Raw genomic sequence first — 17,703 nt, 5'->3', positions numbered from 1 at the left:
AACAACCCCTTGGAGGTTTTGCAATGACCACCACGACCAACTCGTCCGGGATAACCGGACGGGCCGCGACACCGGGGCTCCCGGGCGCGGGACTCGACGTCGCAGTGTTCGTCACGTGTATCAACGACGTGATGTTCCCGCAGACCGGCGTCGCAGTCACCAAGCTGCTGGAGCGGCTCGGTTGCCGCGTCCACTTTCCGAAGGAACAGACCTGCTGCGCGCAGATCACCACCAACACCGGCTACTTCGATGAGTCGATGGGCATGGTTCGCTCGTATGTGAAGGCCTTCGGCGACTACGACTACGTCGTGTCCCCGTCGGGTTCCTGCACCGCCGCCGTCCGCGACCAGCATCCGATGCTGGCCAGGGCCGCCGGCGACAAGGGCCTTGAGCGCGATGCGGAGCACACCAGCAAGATCAGCTTCGACATCACCGAGTTCCTGGTCGACGTGCTGGGTGTCACTGATGTGGGCGCCTATTTCCCGCACCTGGTCACCTATCACCCCAGCTGCCACGGCCTGCGCCTGCTGCACCTGGGTGATCGTCCCTACGAGCTGCTCAAGAACGTGCGCGGCATGACGATGGTCGACCTGCCGGCCAAGGAGCAGTGCTGCGGTTTCGGCGGCACCTTCTGCATCAAGAACTCCGACATGAGCGCGACGATGGCCAACGACAAGGCCCGTCATGTGCGTGAGACCGGGGCCGAGTACGTGGTGGCGGGCGACAACTCCTGCCTCATGAACATCGGTGGTGTTCTGGCCCGCCAGAACTCAGGTGTCAAGGCGATCCACATTGCCGAGATCCTGGCCAACACGGAGGAGGACGAGTCATGAGCACCGAACTGCGTCGAATCACCGAGGGCAACTACGGTGTGGCACGCCTGACCCCGGCTCCCGAGCACCCCGGCACCTTCCTGGGCATGCCGAAGTTCTCGAAGGCCGTCAAGGGTGAGCTGAAGCTTGCCGTGCAGCGCAAGAACATGCGCAACGCGATGACCACCATCCGCAACAAGCGCGCCACCCGCGTCGCTGAGTCGCCGGACTGGGAGGACGTGCGTGAGGCCGCCTACGAGATCAAGAACCGCGTGGGACGGCACCTCGACTACTACCTGGAGCAGGCCGAGAAGAACCTGACCGCCCATGGCGTGCAGGTCCACTGGGCCCGCGACGCCGCCGAGGCCAACCGGATCGTCGGCGACATCGCGAAGTCCAAGGGCGTCGATGAGGTCGTCAAGATCAAGTCGATCACCACTCAGGAGACCGACCTCAACGAGTACCTCGAGTCGCAGAACATCGCGGCCTGGGAGACCGACCTCGCGGAGCTGATCGTCCAGCTCGGCCACGACCGTCCCAGCCACATCGTGGTGCCCGCGATCCACCGCAACCGTGCGGAGGTCCGCGAGATCTTCCTGCGCGAGATGAAGAACTACGGCCGTCCGGCTCCCGAGGATGTCAGCTCGAATCCTCCCGACCTGGCCGACGCCGCGCGTCTGCACCTGCGTGAGAAGTTCCTGCGCGCCAAGGTTGCCGTCTCCGGTGCCAACTTCATCCTGGCCGACACCGGCTCGATGGTGATCGTGGAGTCCGAGGGCAATGGCCGCATGTGCCTGACCCTTCCCGACACCCTGATCTCGCTGGTCGGCATCGAGAAGATCCTGCCGACCTATGACGATCTCGAGATCTTCCTGAAGCTGCTGCCCCGTTCGGCCACCGGTGAGCGGATGAATCCGTACAACTCCGTGTGGAGCGGCGTCACCCCCCATGATGGCCCGCAGGAACAGCACATCATCTTCATGGACAACGGTCGCACCAATGTGCTTGCCGACCCGATCGGTCGCCAGGTGCTGCGCTGCATCCGTTGTGCCTCGTGCATCAACGTCTGCCCGGTCTACGAGCGCGCCGGCGGCCACGCCTACGGCTCGGTCTACCCCGGCCCCATCGGCATCTCCCTGACCCCGCAGCTGCGTGGCCTGGACGATCCGGTCGACCGCGGCATGCCGTACGCATGCTCGCTGTGCAATGCGTGCTCCGAGGTGTGCCCGGTGAAGATCTCCTTCGTCGACGTGATCATCCACCTGCGCAACCAGGTGGCACAGGCCGAGAAGATCGACCACGGTCACGGTGACGTGGAGGTGCTCGGTGAGCAGGGCATCATGAAGGCCGCCCAGTGGGTGCTTGGCGACTACAAGCATTGGGAGACCACCATGTACGCCACCCGCGCCGCGGGTCGTGTGCTCGGCAACAAGCCCCTTGGGCCCATCCCGGTGCCGGTTGCCGAACGCTGGCTCAAGTACCGCGATGTGCAGCCGATTCCGACCCAGACCTTCCGCGACTGGTGGAAGCAGAACCGCGTTGAGGACGAGAGGTAATCGCAATGGACGCGAAGCAAGAGATTCTCGCCCGCATTCGTCGGGCCACGATCGACATCACTGAGAAGGACCCGGTCAAGGACCAGCCCGTCAACTGGACCTATGGCGGCGGCATCGAGATGGAAGACGTCGTGGGCACCTTCCAGGAGAAGGTCGAGGACTACTCGGCCACGGTTGTGCGCACCCGCGAAGCCGGAATCCCCGAGGCCGTGGTCGCAGGACTGAAGGCCACCGGCGCCGAGGAATCGGTGGTGGTGCCCGCAGGCCTCGACGAGTCCTGGGTGAAGGCCATCAAGGCTGCCGGTTACACGGTGAGCAATGACGAGCCCCAGCTGTCGAACAAGGAACTCGACGGCACCGACGCAGTGGTCACGGCTTCGGCCTCGGCCATCGCCGACACCGGCACCATCGTGCTCGACCACACCGAGGACCAGGGCCGTCGCGCCCTGAGCCTGGTGCCTGATCGTCACGTCTGCGTGGTGCGGGCCAGCGAGGTCGTCTCGGATGTCCCCGAGTCGATCCAGGCGCTCAAGCCGTCGGTCCATGCCGGTCACCCGCTCACCTTCATCAGTGGCGGTTCGGCAACGTCCGATATCGAGCTGTCCCGTGTGGACGGCGTGCACGGCCCCCGCAAGCTCTATGTGGTGCTTGTTGAGGACTGAGGCTCACTGAGCTGAATCATCAGGGGTTGGGGCCACGACATCTTGTCGTGGCCCCAACCCTTTCTCCATGCCTTTTTGTGTGTTTTGTCTGTGCCCTTGCTTTGTTCCTCCTCCGCGCACCCTTCCCCGGACGGGGCCGGGGCCCGGTGGGGCGCTCGCAGCTGCCACCGGGCGTCGTCCCAGCCCCCTCATGGGTGCTCCCCACTAGGCTGGGTGCCGGTCCCAGCGAAAGGTGCGCACGATGGCAGAGATCCGCAAGCACAGGCCCAAGGCCAATCTGATCGGCGATCAGGTGAGGGCTGCGATGGGCGACGCCGTGCCGCGTCCGGTCGTGCCGGGCACGCACAAGGTCCCCGCGGCTCCCGAGGCGTCCGGTGATGACGCCACGACGAGCACGGGCGGACGCACCCGCATCGACTTCGATGCGGGTGCCGAGCATGAGCTGGTCGACCCCTTCTTCGTGGAGGTTCCCACCGAGGAGCCGGTTGCCCCCAAGCCGGACGCAGCCTCGGAACAGGCCGGTGGGTACACCCTGCGGGCCGCCGATCGTGGCGGCCTGATCAGCCTCGGTGCCGACGACATCAATGCCATCTCCGTGGTCTTCCGCGAGGTCGACCGCGATGAGGACGACGACACCGACTAGGCACGAGCCCGCACCGACCGGTGCGCGGCTGCCCGGCGCAGGGCCTCAGCAGGGCGTCAGCCCCGGGCGCGCAGTTCGTTGATGTCGAAGTGGTTCAGCTGTGACACGTCGACGTCCTGGGCCGCGTCCTCCCAGGGATCGTGCACCGGGGGCAGGTCGTCATCGTCGGCGTAGCCCAGCGAGGGATCATAGGGATTGGCCAGCTGGCGGTTGTCGCCCTCCTGCACCTGCACCATGGCATCACGCACCATCGCCTCATCGGGCAGGTTGCGCAGGATGTCGCGGATATAGCCCTGGGTGGCCACCGACAGCGGCACCTCGCGCTTCTCGCGCTCCGACATGTACCAGCGGTAGTCCAGCACCTCGTGGTAGATCTGCGCCGGGTCGCGCTTGCCCTGCAGCTCCGGCGGCACGGCATTGACCACGGGCTCGAAGAACTCGGTGAGCCACTGGTGGGCCACCACCGCCTCGTCGACGTCCTGTTGGTTCGTGCGTGCCCGGAAGGTGTCCAGGTCGTTGAGCAGGCGTCGGGCCTGGTTCTCCTCGGTGTCCAGCCCGGTGAGCCGCAACAGTCGGCGCGAATGGTGCCCGGCGTCGACCACCTTCGGTTGCAGGGTCACGGTCTGTCCGTCGGCGCTGGTGCGGATATCGAGTTCGGCCACGTCGAATCCCAGCGCATTCAGCCTGCGCACGCGACTCTCAATGCGGTACAGCTCCGAGCCGGAGAACTCCTCCATCCCGGTGAGCTCGTTCCACAGCTCCTGGTAGCGGGATTCGATCGTGTCCACCAGCACCATCGGGTCGAGGGACTCGTCGAGCATGCCGCCGGCCTGGAGGTCACAGAAGTCGCCGAACACATTGGTGCGGGCGATATCCAGGTCGTGGGCGCGCTGGCCGTCGGTGAGCCGGTCATGCAGTTCGCCGGTCTCGGCGTCCACCAGGTACGCGGCAAATGAGCCTGCGTCGCGTCGGAACAGGATGTTCGACAGGGACACATCTCCCCACATGAAGCCCTGCAGGTGCAGGCGCGCCAGCAACACCACCATCGCGTCGAGCAGGCGCATCACCGTCTCGTGGCGCACACCCGGGGTGAACAGCGAGCGATAGGGCAGGGCGAACTCAAGGTGCTTGGTGATCAGTATTGAATCGAGCGGGTTGCCCTCGAGGTCCTGACGCCCACTCACCACCGCCACCGCCTCGACGGCCGGGGTGCCCAGGCGGGTGAGGTCATGCAGCAGCCGGTACTCGTGGATCGCCAGGTGCTCGATCACTTCCTTGGCCGCATAGACCTCATCGCCCACCGTGATGAAGCGCACGACGTGGCGCGAGATGCCGCGTGGCAGGGCAACGAGGTGCTCGGTGGGCCACTTCGCCAGCGGCACATTCCACGGCAGCGGAATGAGCCTGGCATCAGGCTTGGCGGACAGGAATCGTGGCACCCGTCCAGTCTGCCACCCCTGTGGGCGTTCAGGCACCCGGACGCCCGACGGGCCAGCCCCCTCCCTGCGGGCCACCCCCGGCGGGGAGGGGCACGCAGAGTGGGGAAGGTTGGTCAGGCGACGGCGCGGTCGAGGGCCGAGCGGATCTCGTTGAGCAGGTCGTCCACCGGCTCAATGCCCAGGCTGAGCCGCAGCAGCGAGTCGGTGATGCCGGCGGCTGCTCGGGCCTCGGGTGACATGCCGGCATGGGTCATGGTGGCCGGATGGGCCAGCAGCGACTCCGTGCCGCCCAGTGATTCGGCCAGGTCGATGATTTGCAGCCCGTCGGTGAAGCGACGCACCGCGTCGATGCCGCCGGTCAGCTCGAAGCTCAGCAAGGAACCGAAGCCGGACTGCTGGCGTGCGGCCAGGTCGTGCCCGGGATGCGTGGCCAGGCCGGGGTAGTACACGGCCTGCACGGCCGGGTGGTTGCTCAGCAGTTCGACCACGGCGGCGGCATTGGCCTGGTGCACGCGCATGCGGGCGTCGATCGTGCGCAGCCCCCGCAGCGTCAGCCAGGAATCCCAGGCGCCACCGGTGAGGCCCAGCGCATTGGCCCAGTGGGCCACCAGCTCACCGGTCTCGGCGGTCTTGGAGATCACGGCCCCGCCCACCACGTCGGAGTGGCCGTTGATGAACTTGGTCGTGGAATGCACCACCACGTCGGCGCCCAGGGTGAGCGGATTCTGCAGCAACGGTGAGCAGAAGGTGTTGTCGGCCACCACGGTCGCGCCCGCCGTGTGCGCCAACCGGGCCACGGCGGCCACGTCGGTGATGCGCATGAGCGGATTCGACGGCGTCTCCACGAACACCAGCTCGGCCGGCGTCGCCAGCGCACGGGCGGCCTCGTCGAGGTCCCACATGTCGACGAACTCGACGTCGATGCGCTGCTTGGTGGCCAGATGGTCAAGCAACCGCCAGGTGCCGCCGTAGCAGTCGGTGGGCGCCACGACGCGGCCCCGCGGGCCCGTCAGTGCCTCGACGGTCGCGGTGATGGCGCCCAGTCCGGAGCCGGTGACCGTGGCGGTCTCGCCGTGTTCCATGGTCGCCAGGGTCCTGGCCAACATCGCCCGGGTCGGATTGGCCGAGCGCGAGTAGTCGAAGGGCGGACGCTCGTCGATGCTGGGGAAGCGGTAGTTGGTGCTGGGATACAGCGCCGGCACCACCGATCCGAACTGGGTGTCGGTGTCCAGCCCGGCACGCACCGCCCGGGTGAGTGCTGAGAGTTCGGGGGACGGGTCCTTTCCGGACTGGTCGCTCATGTGCTTCCTCCTGGCCGATCGGGTCTGCGGGCAGCTGCCCATGAAATGACCCTAGCCGCATGGGCGTCGGCGGCTGCCCCGTGCCAGAAGCAGGGCGCCAGAAGCAGGGTGCCAGCAGCGGGGTGCCAGGAGCAGGGTGCCAGCAGCAGGGCGTCGGGAGCGGCATGCCCCGGCACGGCAGAAGGGTCCGCCCCCACGTGGGGGCGGACCCTTCTGGTCAGTCAGCGTTGGGCTGGATCAGCCACGCTGGGTTGGTTGCGTCGGATCAGGGTTGGTTGCGTCGGATCAGGAGATCCGCTCCGTGGTCGACTTGTCGAAGACATGCACCTTCGACGGTCCGACATGCAGGCGCACGATCTCTCCGCGGGCCGGGGGAGTGCGGGTGGTCACGCGGGCCACCACCTCCTGGTCGTCCGAGGGATTGGCCGTGGCGGAATCGTCCTGGAGCGTTCCGTAGAGGTACGAGTCGGCGCCCGTCTCCTCCACCACGTTGATCTTCATGCCGATCCCCTCGCCCGAGGGCGACACCTCGAAGGACTCGGGGCGGATACCCACCACCACGTCCTTGCTGCTGGCCTTGTCGAGAACCTCGCGCGGCACCGGAATCACGTGGTCGGTCACCTGCACGCCGTCCGCGACGATCGTGCCCGGCATCAGGTTCATCGCCGGGGAGCCGATGAAGCCGGCCACGAACAGGTTCTTCGGGGTGTCGTAGAGGGCCAGCGGGCGGTCCACCTGCTGCAGGACGCCCTCATTCATCACGGCCACCCGGTCGCCCATCGTCATGGCTTCCACCTGGTCGTGCGTCACATAGACGGTCGTGACGCCCAGTCGGGTCTGCAGTGCGGCGATCTGGGTGCGGGTCTGCACGCGCAGCTTCGCATCCAGGTTCGACAGCGGCTCGTCCATGAGGAACACCTGCGGGTCGCGCACGATGGCGCGTCCCATGGCAACCCGCTGACGCTGGCCACCTGACAGGTTCTTGGGCTTGCGCCCGAGCAGTTCCTCCAGGCCCAGCAGCTTGGCGGCCTCCAGCACCCTCTTCTGGCGCTCCTCCTTGCCGACGCCCTTCATCTTCAGGGCGAAGCCCATGTTCTCCGCCACGGTCATGTGCGGGTACAGGGCGTAGTTCTGGAAGACCATGGCGATATCGCGGTCCTTGGGGGGCAGGTTGGTGACGTCGCGGTCACCGATCCACACCGAACCGGAATTGACTTCCTCCAACCCCGCCAGCATGCGCAGGGAGGTTGACTTGCCGCAGCCCGACGGGCCGACGAGCACCATGAACTCGCCATCCCCGATCTCGAGGTTCAAATCATTGACAGCTGCGTGGTCGGCGCCCGGGTAGACCCTCGTGGCGTCCTTGTATCTCACTGTGGCCATTGATTCAGCCATTCCTTTCCACGGGCAGGTACGTGCCCGACGATCCTTGGTAGATAAGGCAGGGAAAGATTCCCGTCCCCAAGGATGGCACAAGCTCCCACATCGTTGGGGGACGCTCCGGGATTTCTGTCATCGACGCGGTGGCGAACCTGCTCGTGAGACCAGCAACCCCACGGCATGCGGTGCCTGGCAGTGCTACGGCAGGTTGGACCCGGCAGCACGGGGGCCTAACAGTTCGCCAGGTTGACGGCCAGGCCGCCCCGCGAGGTCTCCTTGTACTTGTCCTTCATGTCGGCACCGGTCGACATCATCGTGGCGCACACCTCATCGAGGCTCACCAGCTGGCGTCCGTCGCCGGCCAACGCCAGGCGGGCCGCGGTGATGGCGGTCACGGCACCCACGGCGTTGCGTTCGATGCAGGGCACCTGCACCAGGCCACGCACCGGATCGCAGGTCAGTCCCAGGTGGTGCTCCATGCCGATCTCGGCGGCGTTGCACACCTGCTGCGGAGTGCCACCCGCCACCTGTGCCAGGCTCGCGGCCGCCATCGAACAGGCCACCCCCACCTCGCCCTGGCAGCCCACCTCCGCCCCCGAGATCGAGGCGGTCTGCTGGAACACCATGCCGATGGCCCCGGCGGTGAGCAGGAAGTTCGCGACGAGCCGCTCGTCGTCACGCAGCCCGTCGGGGCTGGCGAAGGTGAGCACATGCTTGAGCACGGCCGGCACGATGCCGGCAGCACCATTGGTCGGTGCGGTCACCACCCTGCCGCCGACGGCATTCTGCTCATTCACCGCGATCGCCCAAGCCGACACCCAGTCGAGGCCGGCCAGCGGGTCATATCCGGTCTGGCGGCGGTTCATCAGGTCGGAATGCAGCTTGTGGGCCCTACGGCGCACGCCCAGCCCGCCGGGCAGCTCGCCGGTGGCCCCACAGCCGTCGGTGATCGACTGGTCCATCACCGTCCACAGGCCCATCAGCTTCTCGCGCACCTCGTCCTTCGAGTAGCCGTGCGCCATCTCGTTGGCCAGCACCACCTGCGGAATCGACATGCCGCTGGCCGCGCAGATATTGAGCAGTTCCGCGCCGTTGCGGAAGGGATGGGGCACCCGGGTCTCGTCGCGGGGCATCGGCGGCTCCCCGGTGCCGTCATCGCGCACCACGAAGCCGCCGCCGATCGAATACCAGACCTCGTTGTGCAGTTCCTGGGTGGCATCGTCGTCGCGATAGGCGGTCAGCGACAGGGCATTGGGGTGGAAGCGCAGCCGGCGGCGTCCCTCCATGACCAGGTCGGTGATGGGGTTGAACACGATGGTGCGCGCTGCGGATTCGCTGGTCGACGCGAGCGTCAGCGTGTGATCGGCCGCGGCACGTGCCATCAGCCGGGCCGGTAGCTCCGGGTCGACGGTGTCGGGATGCTCCCCCGCCAGTCCGGCGAGCACGGCGCGGTCGGTGCCATGGCCACGGCCGGTGGCCCCCAGCGAGCCGAACAGCTTGATGCGCACCCGGTGCACCTGGTCGAGCAGGCCGTCGGCCTGCAGGTTCTCGAGGAAGCCGACCCCGGCCCGCATCGGACCCACCGTGTGTGAGCTCGAGGGGCCGATGCCCACGGTGAACATGTCGAATACGCTCACTGCCATGTGACCATTGTTCACGCCGAGGGGCGGGCGCACCAGATGCGTGCCGGAATGGCCGCATCCGCGACGTGCCCGGCGCTTGTTCGGACGAGCGATGGTCCGTCGTGGCCGGGGAGCAGCTGCCCGGCCGTGGGACACTGGGGACGAGGAGACCACCATGACTTCTGGCCGGGCCGGGACACACCGCGACGACGCGTCGACGCCTGATCCACGCGAACACAATCCATCCGGCGCTGCGCCCGCGCCCTTCGACGAGCAGGCGCTGCATGCCGAGATCTCCGCGCTGGCACCCCAGATGGTGGCCGACCGGCGACACCTGCACGCCCACCCCGAGGTGAGCCTGCATGAGTTCAACACCGCGGCCTTCATCAAGGCGCGCCTCGACGAGCTCGGCATCGCCGCGGAACCGGTGGGCGAGACCGGCCTGCTCGCCACCCTGCCGGGGCGTGGCCCCGGCCCCACCATCATGTTGCGGGCCGACATCGACGCGCTGCCGCTGCGTGACGGCTGCGGAGCCGAGTGGGCCAATAACGCCAGCGAGGTGAACCACGCCTGCGGACATGATGGCCACATCGCCGCCCTGCTGGCTGCGGCGCGCGTGCTCGCCGGCCACAGTGCCGACTTCGACGGCACCATCAAGTTCGCCTTCCAACAGGCCGAGGAGATCGGGGCCGGAGGCCGCATCTTCGAGGAGGCCGGCGCCCTGGAGGGCCTTGACCAGGTGTTCGGGCTGCACCTGTTCTCCGGCCTGCCCACCGGCGTCGTCAGCGCCACGCCCGGCGCGCAGTGGGCCAGCGTCGACCAGTTCACCATCGACGTCACCGGCGTCGGTGGGCATGTGTCCACCCCGCAGCTCAGCCATGACGCACTGGTGGCCGGGGCAAGCATCGTCACCGAGATCCAGCAGATCGTGGCGCGCGAGCTGAGTCCCTTCGACGAAGTGGTCGTCGGCATCGGGCGCTTCAACTCCGGGGAGAACTACAACATCATCGCCAGCTCCGCGCGGCTCGAGGGCACGGTGCGGGCGTTCGACGAACAGGTGCGCGAGCACGTGCTCGCCTCCATCGAGCGCATCGCCGTGTCGGTGGCCGCGGCCCACCAGACCACCGCCGAGGTGCGCCGGCAGGTGTTCGCCGATGTGTTGTCCAACGATCCCGGGGCCACGCACTTCGCGGCGCGGGTCGCCCAGCAGATCCCGGGTGTCGAGCGGGTCGAGACCAATACCCCCAAGGCGGCCATGGGCGACGACTTCGCCGTCTTCCTGCACCATGCGCCGGGCGTCTACGCCCGCGTCGGCAGTGGGGGAGCGCCCCAGTTCGAGCAGCCGCACCACTCATATGCCTTTGCGATCAACGAGGCCTCGTTGCCCATCGCTGCCGAGTTGCACGCCAGCTATGCATTGCGCTGGCTGGCCGGTGGCCATCAGGGCTGAGTCCCCGACGGGACGTCGGCGCGGGCTGTCCACGGGCACGGTGGGGGAGCGCATGCCGGGTAACCTGCAGTGGTGAGTGACGAGCAGAGGGACCGCGCCGCCGATACCCCGCAGGCATCGGGCCCCGCGGGGAACGCCGGGGCAACCGGGCCATTGCCCGCCCGCGTCGGTGCCCCGCAGTCGGAGGCCGCAGAAGCACAGGGTGCGCCCGTCACCGCCATGGCCCCCGACCAACCGAACGGCCCTGACCAACCGAATGGCCCCGGCCAACCGCACGGCCCTGACCAACCGAACGGCTCCGGCCAACCGCATGTTGCCGACCAGTCCGCGACGTCGGACGAGCCGGAATGGTGGCAGGACGATTCCATGCCCTGGAAGCACAGGCCGGGGCGCTCCGACATCGCCTGCCTGGCCTGGCTGGGTGGCCTAGGCGTGTTCAGCATGCTCATGCTCCCGCTGCGCGCCTGGCTGATGGGCTCGCCCGACCGCATCCCGCTGCTGGTGGCACTCACCGGCAGCCGCACCGGCACCGCGATGCTGGGTGCCGTCGTGCGCACCGGCGACTACGCCGTGAGCTGGGACCTGGGCGGTCACCTCATCGCCATCTCATGGGTCTGGCCGATGATCGCCGCGGTGATCATGAGCTGCAAGTTCGACTGGATCTATTGGTGGGCCGGCAAGCTGTGGGGCCGCGGCATGATCGAGGTCTGGGCCGGCAAGTCGGAGCGTGCGCGACGCCGCTACGAACGCTTGGAGAAGTGGGCCGGGAAGGTCGGATGGCTCGCCTTCGTGCTGGCCTACCTGCCCGTGCCGCTGCCGCTGATGGCCGTCGTGTTCGTGCTGGCAGGTGCCAGTGGCATGCGCCTGAGACGCTTCGTGGTCCTCGACGTCGTGGTGTGTTCCTGCTGGACCGTCGTGTTCGGCGTGCTCGGCTATGTGGTGGGCACACCCATCACCGACGTGCTGAACGTCTATTCGAAGGTCGCCAACTATGTGACCATCGGGTTGGTGGTGCTGGTGGTGGCCTGGTCGATCATCGGTTCGGCCCGGAAGGCCCGCACGGCGCTGCACGAGCACGCCTAGGGCGCAGGCCGCGCGCCGCGACCCTCAGCCCTGCAGTGCCTTGTCATAGGCAACTCGGGCCGACTCGGAGAAGGCCACCAACAGGGCCCGTTCCACCGAGGTCCGCGTCTGGCGCAGTGTGGTCACGGCGATGCGCGTCGCATCGTCCATCGGCCAGCCGTAGACGCCGGCGGAGATCGTCGGGAAGGCGATCGAATGCACGCCCAGCTCGTCGGCCACGCGCAGGCACTGGCGGTAGCAGCTCACCAGCAGCGCCGAGCGGTCCTCGGTGCGCGAATAGACCGGCCCCACCGTGTGGATCACCCAGGTGGCCGGGAGCTTCCCGGCCGTCGTGGCCACGGCCTGACCCGCCGGCAGTCCGTCGGGCAGCGACGTCGCCCGCAACTGGCGGCAGGCCGCCAGGATCGCCGGGCCGCCGGCGCGATGGATCGCCCCGTCCACGCCGCCCCCGCCCAGCAGCGATGAGTTGGCGGCGTTCACGATGGCGTCCACCCGCAGCCGGGTGATGTCGCCCTGCACGATCTCGATGTCCATGCCCCCAGTGTGCTTCAGATCCGCGCCGCGAGTGCCGGGGCGGTAGCGTCTACAGGAGTCATCATTGATTTCGACGGAGGCAGTATGAATCTGGAGAAGGTCGTCTTCGGCTTTTTCGTCACCCTTGCCGCTGCCCTGAACCTGGGTTTCTTCTATGGCCGCATCGACGATCCAGCGCTGCACAACGGCTATGAGCTCGCGGCTGCGCTGGTGGTCAGCTTCATCACCACGGTGCTGAAGTTCGGCGACCGCACCCAGCTCGGTGCCGTGCACCTGGCGACCAGCCTGGTGGCCGACCTGCAGCTCGTGGTGGCCGCCGTCATCTGGGTCTGGGCCACGCAGATCGTGGCCACCACCATGACGCCGGGTCACATCTCGCTGATCGTGTCGATGTCGGGTGGAGCCCTGCTGGCCAACCTCGTCTCGGTGATCCTGATGATCAGCGAGATCGTGCAGATTCGTCGCTAGCCGCCCATGCCCGCCAGCAGCACACGGTTGAAGCGTCCCGGTGGCCTCACCGACGTCTTCTACCTGATCATGCGCAGGATGCGCTTCCCGCTCATCCTGCTCATCGTGATCTACACCATCTGTACGGTCGGCCTGGGGTTGATCCCCGGCGTCGACGACGCAGGGAATCCCACCCCGGCGATGGGCCTGTTCAACGCCTTCTACGTGGTGAGCTACACCGGCGCCACCATCGGCTTCGGCGAGATCCCGCAGCCCTATTCGGCGGCGCAACGCATGTGGATGACCATGACCATCTACATGACCGTGGTGGGTTGGTCATATTCGCTGGTCAACATCCTCGCCCTGGTGCAGGAGCGGGCGTTCCAGAATGCGCTGCGCCAGGCACGCTTCACCCGACGCATCTACGGGCTGCGTGAGCCCTTCTACATCGTGGCGGGCGCCGGCGAGACGGGGGCCCTGGTGTGCCATGGCCTCGATCGGCTCGGGCTGCGCTTCGTGGTGGTGGAGCGCAACGAGGAGCGCCTCGCGCGCATGCGCCTGGAGGAGTTCCGCTCCGATCCGCCGCTCATCGTGGCCGACGCCAGCCAGCCCTCGGTGATGCGCGATGCCGGCCTGGTGTCCCCGCATTGTCGCGGGGTGCTGGCGCTCACCGAGGACGACTCCACCAACCAGGCGATCGCGGTCACCACGCGCCTGTTGGCCCCGCGGGTGGTGGTGCTGGCCCGCATCCGCAATGTGGAGACCGAGACGCATGTGGGGGTCTTCGGTGGCGACCTGGTGATCAATCCCTTCGAGCGCTTTGCGCGGCAGCTGGCGTCGTCGATCATCGCCCCTGAGCGCTACCGGCTGCGAGAGATCCTCACCGGACTGGTCGGCGAGCCCGTTCCCGACCAGCGCCAACCGCCCCGCGGGCACTGGATCATGTGCGGCTATGGGCGTTTCGGCCACGCCATGGTCGAGGAGCTGCGCTCCACCGGCATCGAGGTGACGGTGATCGACGAGGCCCACTTCGACCAGGGCGGCGTCGACGTGCGCGGCACCGGCACCGATTCCGAGAGCCTCATCGCCGCGGGGGTGAAGACGGCCGACGGCATCGTGGCCGGCAATGCGTCGGACACGAAGAACCTGGCCATCGCGGTGACGGCCCGCGAGCTGAATCCCGGCATCTTCATCGTCACCCGGCAGAACCAGACCGCCAACACACCCCTGTTCGACGCCTTCCTCGACGACCTGTCCATGGTCCCGAGCCATATCGTCGCCCAGGAGTTCCTGGCCCGCATCACCACCCCGTTGTTGGGGCAGTACCTCAAGCGCATCGACCAGTACAGCGAGAAGGAATGCGCCGTCCTGTCTGATCGGCTCACGCGCTTCGGCCGGGGGCGCATCCCGGAGTTGTGGGACGTCGTCATCCGGCGTGGACAGGCCACGGCCGTGTCGCAGCGTCTGGCCTCCGGCCACCGGGTCACCCTGGCCGATGTGCTCACCGATCCCGACAAGCGCACCCAGCGCAGCGAGGCGGCGGCGCTGATGGTGCGTCGCGGCAACAAGTCGATGGAACGTCCCGAACTCACGATGGAATTGCGTCCCGACGACCGCATCCTGTTCGCCGGTTCGACGCAGGGCCACGGCAATGTGTCCCTGGTGCTGCAGAACGCGAATGCGCTGGGCTATGTGCAGACCGGGCAGGAGGGCAATGGCGGGGTGGTGTGGCGCTGGATCACCGGCCAACGCCGCCAGTCCGAGGAGCTGCACGACCATGATGCGGTGCCTCCCCAGGAGGGTGCCCGCGCCCTGGCGGCGAAGCAACGCGTGGCCCGCGCCAAGGCCGCCAAGGCGAAGGCTGCCAAGGCGCTGTCGGGCAAGCCCGGTGGCAGGCCGGGCCGTGATGCCCGGGGAGCGCAGTCCGGGTCCGACGGGCGCGTCAACGCCGTGGGCGGGCGATCCGGGCAGGGGATACCGGTTCCCTGTGGCGACGGGCCGACAAGCGCCGGTAACGGTGTCCCGGCCGCACCCGCGCAGGACACTCCAGGCGCGCCCCCGAAGGATGATCCGGCACGGCAGCCGGAGGCCGACGCCGGGCATGGCACGGCGTCCACCGGCGACGACAAGGGCACCGGTCCCGAGCCGTCCGCGTCCGAGCACCACTGACCTGCGCACGGATCTGCGTACGGATCTGGGCCCGGACCTGCGCAGGGACCTGGGCCCGGACCGCGCGCCCGTCCGAGGCCCGGGCGGCCCGGCAGTCCGGCGGGGTCGGGTCCCAGTGGCTCAGTGGTGCAGCTGGAAGCGCTCGTAGACCTTCCGCAGGGGCCGCGGCGCCCACCAGTTCCAGTGGCCGAGCACCGTCATCGTGCTGGGCACCAGGAGCAGCCGCACCAGGGTGGCGTCGGTGGCCACCATGATTGCCAGTGCGACGCCGAGCTCCTTGATGGCCAGCATCTCGCCCGAGACGAACCCGAGGAACACCGCGATGATGATCGCCGCCGCCGAGGTGATGATGCGTCCCGACCGTTGGAGTCCACGGGCCACGGCCTCGTTGTTGTCGTGGCCGGCTTCCCAGTACTCCTTGATGCGCGCCAGCAGGAACACCTCGTAGTCCATCGCCAGCCCGAATCCGAAGGCCAGCATGCACGCCACGATGAAGGTCTCCAGCCCGTTCACCTGTGGCAGTCCCAGGTGGCCGCCCTCGAACAGCCAGGCCGTCACTCCCAAGGAGGCCACCAGCGACAGGCTGTTGATGAGCAGCGCCTTGAGGGGCACGATCAATGACCCGGTCATGAGGAACAGCAGCACCAGCACCGAGACCACGATGATCAACGCTGACCACGGTGCGCCCTGGGCCAGTGAGTGGTTGAAGTCGATCTGCGAGGCCGCCGCGCCGCCCACCCAGATCCGGTATCCGGGGTCCTCGCCCCGCAGGGTGCGCACCATGTCGCTCACCTCGGGGCCCACCTGGTCGGACGCGTCGACCCGCACGTCGATGCGCGTCAGCCCGGGCTTGTCCGCCAGCGCGCCGGGGCTCACCCGGGTGACGTGGGCAAGGTCCTCGATCTGTGACACCAGGGCGCCGGTTCGTTCCGGTGGCGCCTCGGCAATCAGGGTGATCGACGGCGTCGCCATCGCCGGATACTGCGACTGCAGGGTGTCGTAGCCGGTTCGGATCATCGAGTTGGCCGGCATGTAGTCGGTGAACGCGGTGCGCAGCCGCAGCGTGCCGATCGGGGAGGCCATCAGCGCCAGGATGGCGCTCACCACCACCATGATGATCCACGGGTGCGCGATCACCCGGTGGGCGAGCTTGTGGAAGGCACCGGTGTCACTCGACGCATCGCCCACCGCCCGCACCAACCCGCGCAGTCCGGGCACCCGTGCCAGCACCGAGGGCCGCACCATGTGCGAGCCCAACAGGGTGATGATCGCCGGGATGAGCGTCACCGCGCTGAGCACGGCGATCACCGTCACGATGATGCCGCCCAGGGCGATCGTCTTGAGGATGGACGAACGCATCACCAGCAGCCCGCCGATCGAGAAGGCGATGGTCAGCGCCGAGAACGACACCGTGCGTCCGGCGGTCTCGATCGACCGGGCCACGCACTGGCGCACCAGCTGGTGCGTCCGGTGTCGGTCGGCGGCCACTGCCGCGTCGGCGTCGAGGCGTTCGGCGAGTTCCTCGCGGTAGCGGCTCACCACCAATAGCCCGTAGTCGATCGACAGCGCCAGGCCGATGATCGAGATCACATTGAGGATGAACGAATCGATGCCCATCACATGGGTGAGGAGCCACAGGCCACCCATGCCGACGCCGATGGAGGTGAGCGCTCCGACCAGCGGAAGCCCTGCGGCGAGCAGTCCGCCGAAGACGATCACCAGCAGCACCAGGGCCACCGGTAGCCCGACGCTCTCCCCGCGGATCAGGTCCTTCTGCACCAGGTCGATGATCGAGTCGCCGATGGCGCGGGTCGACACCTGATAGGCCTCGGCCCCGGGGAATTGCTCGTGCAGCCCGTCGAGATAGCCGGGCAGGGCGGCATCGAGTGCCTCGTGGGCTGCCGATTGCTGCTTGGCGTCAAGCCCCGCATCCAGCGTGATCACCTCGGTGAACCCGTTCCCGTCGGCGGCCAGCATCGCCTGCGCCGAGGCCTGTGCCCTGGCGGTCGCCTCGGCCGCGGCACGTGCTGCGGCCGGATCGGCCTGTGCCAGCGCCGGATCCGTCCCGGGAACCCGGGCCAGCACCGAGAAGGCGTCGGTGACGGAGGCCACGTGCTCGACGTCGAGCTTGTCGCGCAGCGTGGCGACCAACTCGCCAGCCTGCGCCCGGTGCGTCCGCACGTCGACGCCGGTCACCACGATCGTCACCGTGGTCGACGATCCCCGGGCCTCGGCCACGGTGTCGGCGACGTGCTGTGAGTCGGTGTCGGGCACATTGGTCTCGCTGCTGGTCAGCCGGGAGAACAGGTTCTGGCCACCCCATCCGGTGAGCGCCAGGCTTCCTGTGATGCCCAGCACCACCGCCCAGATGAGGACGAAGGCCAGTGGGTGGCGGGACACGGCCCTGCCGATGCGAGTGAACAACTGAGTCTCCCAATGCGCGGCTGCCATAGCCGGACGGTCCGCTCAGGATAACACCGGGTTTCGTGATGGCTCCGGCCCCGAGGGGCCGCCCATCGGCCTGCGGAAGGAGCCCCGGTGGGGGTCGAAATGACAGCCAACCCACAGCGACGCCTGACGGTGACCACAATCACGCTGCGCACAA

The 17,703-nt window shown here is 67.9% G+C and carries 14 protein-coding genes; 8 read left to right on the top strand and 6 right to left on the bottom strand.

Annotated features, from left to right (window positions below):
- The first annotated feature begins 23 nt into the window (after positions 1-23).
- From RM25_RS08740 to RM25_RS08725, 4 genes are all read left to right on the top strand, one after another.
- Positions 24-833 (top strand): (Fe-S)-binding protein, encoded by an 810-nt coding sequence (locus tag RM25_RS08740; protein ID WP_013161710.1) that lies wholly within the window; start codon positions 24-26, stop codon positions 831-833.
- Positions 830-2,368 (top strand): lactate utilization protein B, encoded by a 1,539-nt coding sequence (locus RM25_RS08735; protein WP_036942067.1) that lies wholly within the window; start codon positions 830-832, stop codon positions 2,366-2,368. The genes RM25_RS08740 and RM25_RS08735 overlap by 4 nt, the downstream gene beginning before the upstream one ends.
- Positions 2,369-2,373: 5 nt before the next feature.
- Positions 2,374-3,030: a LutC/YkgG family protein gene (locus tag RM25_RS08730; protein WP_013161708.1), complete on the top strand. Its 657-nt coding sequence runs from the start codon at positions 2,374-2,376 to the stop codon at positions 3,028-3,030.
- 241 nt (positions 3,031-3,271) lie between these two features.
- On the top strand, positions 3,272-3,673 hold the full coding sequence (locus tag RM25_RS08725) for a hypothetical protein (protein WP_013161706.1): 402 nt from the start codon (positions 3,272-3,274) through the stop codon (positions 3,671-3,673).
- Between the two features lie 56 nt (positions 3,674-3,729).
- Here the strand turns inward: RM25_RS08725 and RM25_RS08720 are convergent, their stop codons facing one another.
- The 4 genes from RM25_RS08720 to RM25_RS08705 all read right to left on the bottom strand — a co-directional run bounded on the left by RM25_RS08720 (position 3,730) and on the right by RM25_RS08705 (position 9,436).
- Positions 3,730-5,112 (bottom strand): DUF4032 domain-containing protein, encoded by a 1,383-nt coding sequence (locus RM25_RS08720; protein ID WP_013161705.1) that lies wholly within the window; start codon positions 5,110-5,112, stop codon positions 3,730-3,732.
- A gap of 113 nt (positions 5,113-5,225) precedes the next feature.
- Positions 5,226-6,413 carry a cystathionine gamma-synthase gene (gene metB, locus RM25_RS08715; RefSeq protein WP_044636321.1) on the bottom strand — a complete coding sequence of 396 codons (1,188 nt, stop codon included), beginning with the start codon at positions 6,411-6,413 and terminating at the stop codon, positions 5,226-5,228.
- 285 nt (positions 6,414-6,698) lie between these two features.
- Positions 6,699-7,796 (bottom strand): ABC transporter ATP-binding protein, encoded by a 1,098-nt coding sequence (locus RM25_RS08710; protein WP_013161703.1) that lies wholly within the window; start codon positions 7,794-7,796, stop codon positions 6,699-6,701.
- Between the two features lie 227 nt (positions 7,797-8,023).
- The gene (locus tag RM25_RS08705) at positions 8,024-9,436 is read right to left on the bottom strand and encodes an L-serine ammonia-lyase (protein WP_013161702.1); all 1,413 of its coding nucleotides are present in this window, start codon (positions 9,434-9,436) and stop codon (positions 8,024-8,026) included.
- A 154-nt stretch (positions 9,437-9,590) separates the two neighbouring features.
- On the opposite strand from RM25_RS08705, the gene RM25_RS08700 reads away from it, so the two are divergent.
- Positions 9,591-10,865 (top strand): M20 metallopeptidase family protein, encoded by a 1,275-nt coding sequence (locus RM25_RS08700; protein ID WP_196485172.1) that lies wholly within the window; start codon positions 9,591-9,593, stop codon positions 10,863-10,865.
- A 72-nt stretch (positions 10,866-10,937) separates the two neighbouring features.
- A complete protein-coding gene (locus RM25_RS08695; RefSeq protein ID WP_144406059.1) occupies positions 10,938-11,948 on the top strand; it encodes a DedA family protein in 1,011 nt (336 codons plus the stop codon).
- A gap of 24 nt (positions 11,949-11,972) precedes the next feature.
- On the opposite strand, the gene RM25_RS08690 is transcribed toward RM25_RS08695, so the two are convergent.
- Positions 11,973-12,482: an O-acetyl-ADP-ribose deacetylase gene (locus RM25_RS08690; RefSeq protein ID WP_013161699.1), complete on the bottom strand. Its 510-nt coding sequence runs from the start codon at positions 12,480-12,482 to the stop codon at positions 11,973-11,975.
- A gap of 84 nt (positions 12,483-12,566) precedes the next feature.
- Here RM25_RS08690 and RM25_RS08685 point away from each other — a divergent pair, with 84 nt between their 5' ends.
- Both RM25_RS08685 and RM25_RS08680 read left to right on the top strand, forming a co-directional pair.
- On the top strand, positions 12,567-12,950 hold the full coding sequence (locus tag RM25_RS08685) for a DUF6394 family protein (protein ID WP_013161698.1): 384 nt from the start codon (positions 12,567-12,569) through the stop codon (positions 12,948-12,950).
- A 6-nt stretch (positions 12,951-12,956) separates the two neighbouring features.
- Complete coding sequence (locus tag RM25_RS08680) at positions 12,957-15,098, top strand: potassium channel family protein (RefSeq protein ID WP_013161697.1); 2,142 nt, start codon at positions 12,957-12,959, stop codon at positions 15,096-15,098.
- A 120-nt stretch (positions 15,099-15,218) separates the two neighbouring features.
- On the opposite strand, the gene RM25_RS08675 is transcribed toward RM25_RS08680, so the two are convergent.
- Positions 15,219-17,549: an MMPL family transporter gene (locus RM25_RS08675; RefSeq protein ID WP_013161696.1), complete on the bottom strand. Its 2,331-nt coding sequence runs from the start codon at positions 17,547-17,549 to the stop codon at positions 15,219-15,221.
- Positions 17,550-17,703 lie beyond the last annotated feature (154 nt).

It is taken from the genome of Propionibacterium freudenreichii subsp. freudenreichii (assembly GCF_000940845.1).
GTDB classification, from domain to species: domain Bacteria; phylum Actinomycetota; class Actinomycetes; order Propionibacteriales; family Propionibacteriaceae; genus Propionibacterium; species Propionibacterium freudenreichii.
Note: the sequence above shows the minus strand (reverse complement) of the source record. Positions and strands in the feature narration are given on the sequence as shown.